Genomic DNA, 11898 nt, shown 5'->3' with positions numbered 1-11898 from the left:
GGTTACGTGTTCATCGATCGCTGAATTCTTGAACATTACGCAAACGGGAGTTAAAGATGGGTTAACAAAAGTGAGGTCGGAATGGTCTGTGCTGTCTATGGGGGGGCAATCTGTTAACTTTTTTGAGGTGGTGCAGAACGTTTTATCGCTATACTCAGTTAATTGATTAACACGCTGAAATTGAACTGATCTGCAGTAGGGGCTCCGAGCTATGAAATCACCCGCCAAGCGTATTTACCAAACCATTGAAAGTATACCTGCCGAAATTGCCCCGTTATTCGGGCAGCAGGCTGCTCAGCGGGCGCAGATCGCGATCATGAAATGGTTTAATGATGGCAAGTCCAACATGACTAATGTCGGCAACGCCATTTCACTGGGGAGTTCGAGCCATAGCGGGCTGTTTAAAAAGTTTTCAGGCGACAAGGCCTTTCGCAACAAGCTTCGCTTGTATCTTTTGTTTGAGGCTACCTATGGGCGCAAGTCCATCAGTGAAGTGAAAAAACTGCGCGATGCCTATATGAAAAACAGTTATGGCAATGAAAATGTTATTAACCTGGCGCTAAAGCGTCCCATGCAGGTGTTGGGGTCGTTCAGTTTCGCGGGTTCGTACAAGACTGTTAAGTTTGGCGGCTATGAGTTTTCAGATGAGCAGTTGAAAAAGATCGAGTACGGCTATAACGATGCCAAGGCGTTACTGGGCGTGGTTGCGGGGGCACTTAACAGCCCGTCAGAAAAAGTGTTAGGTGCTGTTGAGTATTGGTTTGGTGCACGGGATAACAATACCGTCACAACGCTGAAGAACAACATTCAGCTGCTGAGTAAGACCATGACCAATCGCACCATCAAGTTCAAGCCCTCGTCGAAAAAAGGCACGTTAAGTGCCTCACTCTACGCAGAAACCAGTGGTAACTTCTGTAACAGTTACCCGGATATGGATGTGTCCATTGGCTTGGGGGGCAGTTTCTTCAATGACGGTGCCTGTGGACGCTATCCCAAACTGGCCTCCTATGAAAAAGCCAAAGGGGACTTGAGCAGCACTGTGTCGCACATGGCAAAGCGTTCCGGCATTACCAGTGGCTACTTCCAGGATTCCCGCAAGGCCTACCATACCAAGCAAATCAAGAGTAAATCGAAAACGATCAACAGCGATTCCGTGGCCTCTTTTGGTGGCACGGTCATTCATGAATTGACCCACGCCAAGTTGAATACCGACGACAACAATGTCAGCGTTTTGCAGAATTATAATATCGGCACGAATAACGATATTGTCCGGGTCTATGCAGAGCATGATCAACTGGTCTACGGACATTATTTATGCCGAACGCTGGCGCAAGCGGATACCGCAACGGCATTGGATAATGCGGATAACTACCGCCTGTTTTGTGAAACGTTTTACGCCAAAATATAGCGCTCTCCACTGGTTAGTAATGGGTTAAACCTGAAGTGTAATTGCCCTGTGACCGCTTAGACTACAGGGCTGTTCATCCGTTCAGGTTTGTTCATCTGTTCAGAGCGATGACTTCAAGCCAAAACGTCTTCTTTCACTTTTTTGGCTTTTTCGTTGAGTTTTGCGGCTTGTTCGGCGGCTTTTTCAACCAGGGTTTTGGTCGCCTCGGCGGCCTGGTCGATGGTTTCTTTCACTTTGTCTTCCGTGGTCGGTTCCTTTTCGATTTTGGCGATAACCGCAGCGAGTTTTTCGCCGGACTTGATATTGAATTCGCGCAAGCTATTGCAGGCCTTGGCAATAGATGAGTTGTGTTGCTGATACCACTTGCTGCAGAAGGACGCAGATTTCTCGGTCAGTGAGAAATAAGTGCGTTCGGATGTGCTGATGGCGTTGTTGATGCTGTCCTGAACCTGTTGTTGCAATGAACTGAGCTTACCCATGGTTTAGTCCTTAACGTGTTGGATTGTTCGAGTCAGTTAATCCTAGCCCTCGCTTCTAGAATAAAAAAACTATAACGCTTCAGAATGAATAAACGAAAACGCCGCGGAATTGTTCGTGACACAAATTTGACCAAAAGTGAACATATGATGTACAACAACGAAAACGCTAAGTGTTTTGCCATGGACTGTTTTCATGGATTGATGTCATGGAGTGAAGGTGACCAATGAAAAAGAATCAGTATTTTGCGCTTTGTTTAGTGGGAATGGTTGGCAGTACCCAGGCCAGCTCTGTTTTTCTTGATCGGGATTTTGATCTTGATGATTATGTTGTGGCAAGCCATTCCAATGGTGGCGACACCACGGTAATCGTGTCGAACAGTTCCCCCGGGAATCCGGGGACGTCCATCGGCCACATGACGTTAGTCTCGGCCAATAACCCGAATCACAGCTCGAGAAACTATTTTATCAACTCCCATTTTTCGTGGGATCCGGCCACGCAGGGCAACATCAACACCATTAGCGCGTCCATGGATCGCTGGGTCGCGGTCGAGGGCGGTACGCTGGGGTCCTGGGGGCGCACCTCCTCATTCAGCAGGCGGGTAACTACTACCAGTATCGCCATATGATCACCCCCGTTGAGGAAAATGCCTGGCACCGTGCGAAAATGCAGAGTTTAACGGAATCGGATTTCAGCCTGGTGATCGACCTTGAAACGGCGGAAATGAATGCAAATTTCCATCCGGATTTTTCCGGTGCTGAAATGCAATTCGGTTATGTGACCGGGTGGCGGCATTCCGGTAATGCTGCCGTCCTGATTGATAATCGGGTTGATAACCTGCGAATCTCGATCAGCCATGATGCGGCAGCAGAGAGCACCTTGAACCTGGTCAAGACCCTGGCGACAGAGGCACAAAGCGCATACGGGGTAGCTTATGCGGAGATGACAAACACGCTCTGGCTGCAGGACCATGAGAATGATCAACTGATTCAGGTGACTCCGGAAGGGGCTGTGCTGTCCAGTATTGAATTACCGAGCAGTAGTGTTTCAAGCCATTTGGATATCAGTGTTGCCCCTGAAGCCTTGCAGTTGGGTCGGGCGGAGATCGACGCCGGATCAATACTGGTATTCGAAGGGGAAGGCGGCATTACGATAATGTACGGATTTGACCCGGTGACCGGTAACCAAGTTTCACGCCAGACCACCTCGTTTGGCGAGGGTTTTGTGGTCGGTGGGGCTTACCATCCAGAGCGGGGCTCGTTTTTTCTGCTGCAAAATAACGAAGCGGTGTCGAGCGATGCCAATGTGATTGCGGAAATCAGCGCGTCCGACGGGAGTATATTGAACCGCATCGCGCTTGCTTCTGTGGCCACTGATTTCGACGTGGTATCCGGTGACCTGGAGGTGGGCAGCAACGGTAATTTATATGTACTCAGCAGTGCCGAAGCGGCGATGCTGGAACTGACCCTGACTGGGTCACTGGTGCAGGAAATTGCGTTACCGGTAACGAATGTGGCCTTCAGTGGCCTGGCGCTGGATACCGAAGCGGGCGATGTCTGGACCATCAACACCGCTGGCATATTGCAACGGTTCACGGATGGACAATCGACACCCGGTGCGACGGAGTCCGTGGCATTTTTAGGGGCCGGTAATCTTTATACCAGCCAGGCCGATACAATGGTTTATGGTAACGCGGAACAGGAAACCTTATTGGTCTCCTGTAACCCCACGATTACGGTGGATGCCAATGTGGAGCGTATTGAACTGCCGGGTGCGTTGGCTGATTACCAGTTTTCAGTTCAGGGTACCCGTATCCAGATCACCAGTACCGAGGCCGGAACACTGTCGTTTCTGGGGTTAAATCAACCGGTTGAGCTCGTATTTGCCGATGGCGCGGCGAGTCTTCAGTTGTCGGGGTTGAGTATTGCAACCCTGAATACCCAATTTTTAAGTTCGTTTGCAGCGACGATTACAACCGGGCTGGATGCGGCGGATGTTTCGAAAACAGCCTCGTCAGAGGGATGTGAGAACTAATGGCCAGTGGTTATTGATGACAGGCTCAAACTTGTTAAAAGTCTAACAACAGGAGATCAACATTCGTCATCGACGAATGTTGATCTTATCCGGATTAGGCTCTACATCTTGAAACCGATCAGGGTGATGTCATCCTGCACTTCGTTATCGGAACGGTATTGCTCAAACTCAACAATAACGCTTTCTTTCTGTTTTGCAGAGTTGTGATTATGGTGTTTGAGCAAGGTCTCCCGTAAACGTCGATTCCCGTACATTCTTCTTTTTTCGCCGCCCAACTGATCGGTTATGCCATCGGTATACAGATAAAACACGGTGCCTTTCCGGGCTTTGACTTCATGGTTATTGAAGTCGTGTTCAACGTCGGAGCGGCGGTAGCCGAGACTTTCCCTGTCCCCCTTGATGCTGTGTATCTCGCCATCGTGAATATAGGTCAGGGGTAAATTGGCCCCGGCAAATTTAACGGTTTTTTCTGCTTCATCAATGACACACACCGCCGCGTCCATGCCATCGTCGGAACTGGCGTGATCCGTATCTTGTTGCAGCGACTTTTTCACAATCCGGTTCAGTTTAGCGAGAATCTCAGCGGGATCATGACAGTGCTCGTCAACGGTAATTCGGCGCAAGCCGGATGACGCCAGCATGGTCATAAACGCACCCGGCACACCATGACCGGTACAGTCTATTACGGCCACAATGACTTTGTTGTCCAGTTTGTCGATGTAGTAGATATCGCCACCCACAATATCCCGGGGCTTTAACAGTTAACGAAATACTTGACTAAACCTACTCATATACAGTAGCTTGTACAGTATTGTTTTCTCATGGATGGAGGTGATGATCATGGCTGAATTTCTATCGATAGGCGCTGCCGCTTTTCTTCTGGGTGTGGCCGTTTCCACCCTTCGTCGCTGGGAAAAAGAATCACGATTTTTCTCAGATTTCCGTACGCCTGGTGGCCATCGTCGTTACGCGCTTGATAAACTTTTAGCCTTTTGCGGTCAGTCGACTGCTAATGAGCAACGCAGAACAATCTGTTATGCACGCGTCTCTTCTCATGATCAGAAAAAAGATTTGCAAACGCAAATTGCTCGCTTGCAAAAGCATGCCAGAGAGGCTGGCTATGAAGCCGTCGAAACCATTGATGATCTTGGCTCAGGATTAAACTATAAAAAACGGGGATTAAAGCGATTAATTAAGTTGATTTGTCAGCGTAAGGTAAAACGACTGGTTATCGTTCATAAAGATCGCTTACTCCGATTTGGGGCTGAATTGTTATTTGCGCTTTGCCAGTTTTACGGTACGGAGGTTGTCATTCTTGAGGAAGTTGAAGAAAACGTTGAACAGCAACTTTGCCATGATGTGTTAGCGTTAATGACGGTCTTCAGTGCGCGATTGCATGGTTCACGTAGTCGTAAAAATCAACGAGCCGTCGCCTAGTGGATACGCTAACGAAAACACTCACCTTTGAAACCCGGCTTAATTTGATTCATGAGCAGGATGCGGCATTGTGCCACTATGCCGAGCTGTGGAATCAAGTGAAGTTTCGTTGGTTTGCTAACTTACAAAAGCCTAAAGCCCAGCAATTGAGTCGTACCCAGTTTATGCATGAAATGGGGATGCCGTTCAGCTATCGGGTGTTTCAAGGCGTCCGGCAAAGCATTAAAGGTTTAATCCAGTCTTACCAAACCAATCGAAACAACCGATTGGTGACGCTGGACGTTAAAATCAAACAGCTGGAGAAAACGCTCAACAAATTAAAGAAGCGCTGTGATCATGTCGCAGAGAAAGGCTGCCCGCAACAGGCAAAACAACTTCGTAACACGCTACGGCAGAAGGAAGTGAAACTGCATCGTTGGCAGCAAAAGCAGGCCGCCTTGGTGGCCGAAAAACAGGCAAATAAAACCCCCATTTGTTTCGGCGGTCGAAAGCTGCTGAAAGAGCGTCAAGCGTTAGAAACGGGTTCGGCCATTGAAGGCTGGAAACAACGCTGGCACGAAGCACGACACCGCGAATTTCTATTGGTGGGTTCTCATGATGAATCCTGGGGCTGTCAAAATGCCCAGCTATCGCCCAGTGAGCAAGATGATGCTTACCAGCTAAAACTCCTGGTACCCCATCAATTACGCGCTACGTTCGGCACGACCATTAACATTGATTGCCTGAAATTCAAGCATGGTAAGGCGGCTATTGCCCAAGCCGTCTGGCAGAATCAGGTTAAAAAACTCGATAAATCAATCAAAGGGCAACCCCTGAGTTTTCGATTTAAGCGAGACAAAAAAGGTTGGCGGTTACTCGTTAGCGTGGAAGTGGCAGGACCAACAGCGCAAGCAGAGTGGATCGATGCTGATCAAGGTGTCATTGGTGTGGATGTCAACCCGGATCACTTAGCGGTCGTCGAGCTGGATCGGAACGGTAACCCACTGCAACACCGAACGTTTGACTTACCTTTGCACTATAAGAATGATGCTCAACGAGCGGCTATTATTGGGGATGCCGTACGAGACCTGATGGACTTTGCCGCACAGCAAGGTAAAGCGGTGGTGATCGAAAAGCTGGATTTTCAGCAAAAGAAACGGCAATACCAAAAGCAGGATCATCCTCAGTATGCCCGCATGTTGAATGCCTTTGCTTACGGTAAGATCAAGGACTTGATTGAAACGCAAAGCATTAAACGCGGCATACGCCTATATCACGTCAATCCGGCTTATACCTCATTATTGGGGCGGATGAAGTATCGCGATCGACACGGTTTTTCAGATCACCACGCGGCCGCGTTAGTGATTGGTCGTCGGCATTATGGCTTTAAAGAAAAGCCGCCAAAACAACTCATTGGTATTAACGCGAAGGGTACCGTTAAGACCGAGCATCCGCCTGTAAGGATGGCGCTCGGGGATTATCAGTATTACAACAAACTTCAGCGTTGGTACCAACCACTCGAAAAATCATTAGATTTTCTGAGTGGCTGGCGTCACTTTCGTCGTGTGAATCGGGTTAGTTACTCCGTCGAGGCTCGCCTTGATGGTAGACCGGGCATGAGTCCCGACTTGATTCAGGAAAGCGTAACCCTGCTTTCCGCGCACCCTGCGCTGTAGGGATAGGCTCGTTTAAACCTTGAGTAGGTTTAAGCAGGTTTATGAAAACGGTTCCCAAACAATAAAACAGTCGCCAAACAGCTGTTGCACCATGGACTGGTTGGGTAGCAGGGAATGCTGGATTTTCTGGGCATAGCGAATACTGCTCAAAATATTCTGATTGGAACGGAACAATTGCTCGTTCTTGACGTTTAGTTCTTTGGTGCGGTCTGCAACTTTGTGCTCCAGTATCCGGTTCGCTTTTTCCTGCTCCACTAACTGCCGTTCAATTTTCAGCGTTCTGTAGCGGGCAATACCCGCGATGATCGCGATGAGTGTTAAACCGTACAAGGTGTAGGCCCACCAAGTCAGCCAGGGGGGCGGGGCGACAAATATCGGCAGGTTAATGCCTTCTTCATTCCAGACCTGATCATTGTTGGAGCCCCGGACTTTGAATGTGTAATTCCCTCCCGGCAGGCTGGTGTAGCTCACAACCCGTCGATGCCCGATGAAATTCCAGTCAGGGTCGAAACCTTCAAGCTTGTAGGCGTATTGGTTGTTTTCCGGATTGGCAAAATCCAGGGCGGAAAACGTCAGGGTGATGGCTTTATCCTGATAAGAGAGGGAGAGTCTGTCTGCCTGTGTGATATCAACCTGCAATGGGCTGTCGTCGCTAGCAGGGGTAACCGCATTGTTCAGAATTTCCAGCTTGGTCAGGACAACATCCGGCACGTGTTGGTTAGTGGTAATCTCGTGGGGTTTGAAGTGGATCATGCCTTGATTGGAACCCAGATAGATGTCACCCGCCTTGCTCCGATAGTACGCCCCGGGCAAAAACTGGTCAGTGGGCAAGCCGTTGCGCGCATTGAAATTCTGCACCGCACCGGAGCTGGGGGTGAACTTGGTAATGCCGTTCTCCTTGCTTAACCAGAGATTGCTGTGATCATCCTCGACAATACCCAGCACCCGGTTTGCTTCGCCATTCAGCGTGAGCGGTGAGGGGGTGAACGTGCCGGAATCCGGACTGAATTGGTATAACCCCTCATCGGTGCCCACCCACAGGCGGTGATCTTCTGCCTGGTAAATTGTCCAGATGGAATTGCTACTCGCTGCAGCTTGATTATTTTTCAACGGCAAGGCAAAGCGTTGGAAGTTACCCTGTTTGGCATCAAAGCGGTTAAGACCTCCGCCTTCTGTACCAATCCAGAGCGTACCCTGTTGATCTTGCAGGAGTGCGGTGATCCGGTCGCTGCCCAGTGTGTTCGGGTCATTTTCCCGGTAGCGAAAAATCTCGTTTTCGTAGGTTTCAGGGTTAAACTTGTTCAGACCGCCCTCTTGCGTCCCAATCCACAATGTATCTTCGGACGTGAGTAGCAAAACACCAATATTTTCATGGCTGAGACTATGTGGCCGACCGGCTTTGGGGTGAAAGTGGCGAAAGCGAATATTTTCAACGTCAAAGTATTCCAACCCTTCGCTGGTGCCCATCCACAGATTTCCCCGTTGGTCCGATTGAATGGATCGCACTCGATCTTTGTGAATACCACCGGAGTCGATATAAAAAATACCCTCGGTGGTTTCTTCCAGCGTAAAATCCTCAGCCTCATACTCAAAACGCTCAAAAGTGCCGGTGCGAGGATCAAAGCGGTTGAACCCCTCGTCCTCCATGCCGACCCAAATGCGTCCGGCATGATCTTCATGAAAGGATAAAACCGAGTCGTAACCTAATGACGCTTCCAGCTCCGGGTGATGTTGTTCGCGGTAGAATGCCTTGGGCTGAAGGTTCAGGCGGCTGATTCCACCGCCCTGGGTGCCAACCCAGAGGATGCCCGAACGATCGATGGTCAGGGAGCGGGTTTTGCTGTGGGCGAGCGAGTCCGCCAGTTGCGGTTCATGGATGAGTGCAGTGAAGGTTTCGTCCGCCGGGTTGTAGCGGGTCAAGCCTTCTGTTGTTGCAATCCAGATATTACCGTTTGCATCTTCCAGAATACTCGTCACCTCGTCCCCGACCAGTTCCGGGCTGTGTCCGTCCTCACCATGGTAGAAGTTACGGATCACACCTGTCTCCGGATTCAGGCGGGACAGGCCACCATCTATGCCGATCCAGATTTGACCTTTTCGGTCTTCATACAATGCCTGAATGGTATTATCGATTATTGTCTTTTTACCTACTGTTTGTTCGTCGTCCTGCTCATCGTGCCTGTAGGTCTTCAGGGTTTGTTCCACCGGGTTCCATTGGTGTAAACCCTCATGGGTACCCACCCACAAATAGCCATCGCTATCGAACAACAGCGCACTGACTTCGGAATCGAGCAGTGCAGGGGCGATGTGCTCGGGAGCAGAAACGGGTGCCAGTTGCTGCTTGTCGGGATTGAACTGGAACAGCCCCTGAGATGACCCAACAAAGAGCCGTTCCTGAGATTCTGCCAGGCTGGTGATGCTCAAGGCGACCGTCGAGTCCGGGGTTGTATCGCGATACGCCGGAATGGTGGAAAACCGGTTTTGTGACCGGTTATACCGGTTCAGACCCCGAGCGGTTCCGACCCAGAGTTGACCGGACTGATCCAGGAAAAGTTGAGTGATATGGTTGCTATTCAACGTCTCTGAAGCGGCGGCGTTGCGACGGTGAATTTGAAACTCGTAGCCGTCGAAACGGTTCAAGCCGTTTTCCGTACCCACCCAAAGGAATCCTTGGGCGTCTTGAAGGGTCGTGGTGACCAGATTGCTGGACAAACCATGGGCTGTTGTAAGGTGCTCAAATTGCAGCGGTGGTGTGGTGTGGCCAAAGCTGGAGAAAAGTAGCAGGAGTAGCCATACTGTTGCCAAATGGACAGGTTGTTTCATTATCTGGATCACTTATCGGTTGCGAATCTCTCAATAGCGTAAAGTATGGTAAAACTTCAGGCATTTGTGGTAATGTTCCGGGGTTTTTTCGCGCTGAAAACGATCTCAACAATCGTATTAACCCATCCCCTGGCGGAGAACGAATGTCGTCTATATCGCTCCATTCGCTTAACCAGAAAATGCAGAACCTCGGTGTGCATTTTTATTATAGCGGCTATATCACCGAACAAATGTTGCTAAGTGTCGGGGAGGCGTTGAAAAAACCGGCCATTTTCGCCCACGCGGATAAAAAAGTCCGGCAAACCGCCTTTGCGCTGTTTGTGGAACAGATTCAGAATATTATGAATTACTCCTTCGAGCGGTGTACCCTCGATGATGGCACTGAGTTCGGCCGTGGTGTGATCGCGATGGGGGAAGAGGGTGACCGGTTTTATATCGATTGCGGAAATCCGGTTGCGATATCGGATGTCGCGCGCATCGACGCCGCATTGCAGGATATTCAGGCTCTGGATCGACCCGAGCTGAAAGCCCAATACCGGTCACGACTCCACGGGGCGATTCCGGATGGCAGTAAAGGCGCGGGGGTTGGCTTGATCGAGATTGCGCTGCGTGCAAAATCGGATTTCAGTTTCGGGTTTGTGGAGCTGGACGAAAAGCGCGCATTTTATAATTTGAAGGTTTATATATAATGCGGTTCCGCAAAGTGTATGGTGCCTGTTTGGGCACGGATTCGTCGAGCTAAGGAAACGATATGGATCAGATAAAAATCAGGGGTTCAGACCGGACACCTGAAATTGATTTTGACTTCGGAAATAACGTTTTCCGAATCTCGGGCGAGTCCTATCCCGAGAATGTGACGGAATTTTATCGTGAGCCCGTTGATAAGCTGCAAGCGCATCTGTTAACCCAATCCACATCGGATATTGAATTGGTGCTGGAGTTTGTCTACTTCAACAGTAGCACCGCACGAATTCTGATGGAGTTGCTGGAATTGATGGATGAAGCCGCAAGTGCCGGTAACCGGGTGGTGATCAAGTGGGTTTATCCGGAAGACGATGATTACATGGCTGAAATTGGCGAAGAATTCCGCGAAGATGTTCGCAAGGCCACCTTCGAGCTGGTGGTAACAGATTAGAATACCGCGTCCTGGTTAGTCGATGCGCCCCAGATGAAACCGGTTTCGCCCGCTTTCCTTGGCCCGGTAGAGTGCTTCATCGGCTGCGCTCAACAGCGCTGAGGGTGATGAGCCCTTGCCCGGTTGATAGACTGCAATGCCCATACTCAGCGTGACATATTCACTGACCTTCGAACCGGCATGGCGAATTTCTGCGGTGCTGATGGCGCGCTGGATCTTTTCTGCCAGATCTACCGCATAGTGGTGGCGACAGTCGGTTAATACAATGGTGAATTCCTCGCCGCCATAGCGCGCAACAAAGTCCGATGAGCGTTTAACCGTTTGCGCCAGCACTTCGCCAACTTGTTTCAGGCACCGATCCCCAGCCTGGTGGCCGTAAGTATCGTTATATAACTTGAAGTAGTCGATATCGACCATGATCATGGCCATGGGCACATCGAGATCCGATGCGCGCTTCCATTCGAATTTCAAAAAATCTTCCAGATATTTCCGGTTATTCAACCCGGTCAGGCCATCAACCCGCGCCATTTCATGGAGTGATATTTGCTGTTTATCACTCACTTTTGTCAGCCGGTCAAACTTGCTCAAGAGTTCTTCATAGTGACTTAGCAACGCGGTCAAATCATGAACCAGAGGATGCCCTTCATGCTCGGTGGTTTCGATAATAGCCCGATACTGTTTGAGTATGCGGTCTTCTTTATTGAATAGCGTGGTCATGGGCCTGCTCTGATATTTCACGTAATTCTTCTTTCTGATGCCGGTGTCACCTTAATGGTATCACGCTCCCGTTAAAGGCAGCATCACTTCCATTCTTTAAAGTGTAGATAAGAAAACCGGATCTGCGTAGATCAGCCGGAGCGGGTTTGTCGGGTAAACAGATCTGCCGGGTAAACAGGTCTTCCGATTAAACAATGTCTCGTGCACTGGCT

General features: G+C 49.7%; 11 protein-coding genes. 7 read left to right on the top strand and 4 right to left on the bottom strand.

All coding sequences use genetic code 11. The features are described 5' to 3' along the window. Window positions 1–211: 211 nt before the first annotated feature. Complete coding sequence (locus OLMES_RS25920) at window positions 212–1408, top strand: hypothetical protein (RefSeq protein ID WP_087463924.1); 1197 nt, start codon at window positions 212–214, stop codon at window positions 1406–1408. Window positions 1409–1521: 113 nt separating this feature from the next. Here the strand turns inward: OLMES_RS25920 and OLMES_RS25915 are convergent, their stop codons facing one another. Further along, window positions 1522–1887 carry a hypothetical protein gene (locus OLMES_RS25915; protein WP_087463923.1) on the bottom strand — a complete coding sequence of 122 codons (366 nt, stop codon included), beginning with the start codon at window positions 1885–1887 and terminating at the stop codon, window positions 1522–1524. Window positions 1888–2111: 224 nt separating this feature from the next. Here OLMES_RS25915 and OLMES_RS25910 point away from each other — a divergent pair, with 224 nt between their 5' ends. Beyond that, complete coding sequence (locus tag OLMES_RS25910; protein ID WP_087463922.1) at window positions 2112–2513, top strand: hypothetical protein; 402 nt, start codon at window positions 2112–2114, stop codon at window positions 2511–2513. Continuing rightward, window positions 2510–3919: an SdiA-regulated/phytase-like domain-containing protein gene (locus OLMES_RS25905; RefSeq protein ID WP_087463921.1), complete on the top strand. Its 1410-nt coding sequence runs from the start codon at window positions 2510–2512 to the stop codon at window positions 3917–3919. Before OLMES_RS25910 ends, OLMES_RS25905 begins: the two co-directional genes overlap by 4 nt. Window positions 3920–4020: 101 nt before the next feature. On the opposite strand, the gene OLMES_RS25900 is transcribed toward OLMES_RS25905, so the two are convergent. Then, window positions 4021–4659, bottom strand: coding sequence for a PP2C family protein-serine/threonine phosphatase (locus OLMES_RS25900; protein WP_157678614.1), 639 nt, complete (start codon window positions 4657–4659; stop codon window positions 4021–4023). 100 nt (window positions 4660–4759) lie between these two features. Between OLMES_RS25900 and OLMES_RS25895 the strand changes: the two genes are divergently transcribed. Both OLMES_RS25895 and OLMES_RS25890 read left to right on the top strand, forming a co-directional pair. Continuing rightward, window positions 4760–5356, top strand: a complete 597-nt coding sequence (locus OLMES_RS25895; RefSeq protein ID WP_087464680.1) for an IS607 family transposase — start codon at window positions 4760–4762, stop codon at window positions 5354–5356. Further along, a complete protein-coding gene (locus OLMES_RS25890) occupies window positions 5356–7011 on the top strand; it encodes an IS200/IS605 family accessory protein TnpB-related protein (protein ID WP_087463919.1) in 1656 nt (551 codons plus the stop codon). The genes OLMES_RS25895 and OLMES_RS25890 overlap by 1 nt, the downstream gene beginning before the upstream one ends. Before the next feature lie 39 nt (window positions 7012–7050). On the opposite strand, the gene OLMES_RS25885 is transcribed toward OLMES_RS25890, so the two are convergent. Next, window positions 7051–9834: a ligand-binding sensor domain-containing protein gene (locus OLMES_RS25885; protein WP_087463918.1), complete on the bottom strand. Its 2784-nt coding sequence runs from the start codon at window positions 9832–9834 to the stop codon at window positions 7051–7053. Window positions 9835–9977: 143 nt separating this feature from the next. Between OLMES_RS25885 and OLMES_RS25880 the strand changes: the two genes are divergently transcribed. Then, window positions 9978–10523 carry a SiaB family protein kinase gene (locus tag OLMES_RS25880; protein ID WP_157678612.1) on the top strand — a complete coding sequence of 182 codons (546 nt, stop codon included), beginning with the start codon at window positions 9978–9980 and terminating at the stop codon, window positions 10521–10523. Window positions 10524–10585: 62 nt separating this feature from the next. Further along, window positions 10586–10969 carry a DUF1987 domain-containing protein gene (locus OLMES_RS25875; RefSeq protein WP_087463916.1) on the top strand — a complete coding sequence of 128 codons (384 nt, stop codon included), beginning with the start codon at window positions 10586–10588 and terminating at the stop codon, window positions 10967–10969. 15 nt (window positions 10970–10984) lie between these two features. Here OLMES_RS25875 and OLMES_RS25870 read toward each other — a convergent pair whose 3' ends face one another. Further along, window positions 10985–11686, bottom strand: coding sequence for a diguanylate cyclase (locus OLMES_RS25870; RefSeq protein WP_087463915.1), 702 nt, complete (start codon window positions 11684–11686; stop codon window positions 10985–10987). Window positions 11687–11898 lie beyond the last annotated feature (212 nt).

Source organism: Oleiphilus messinensis (assembly GCF_002162375.1).
GTDB lineage: Bacteria > Pseudomonadota > Gammaproteobacteria > Pseudomonadales > Oleiphilaceae > Oleiphilus > Oleiphilus messinensis.
Note: the sequence above shows the minus strand (reverse complement) of the source record. Positions and strands in the feature narration are given on the sequence as shown.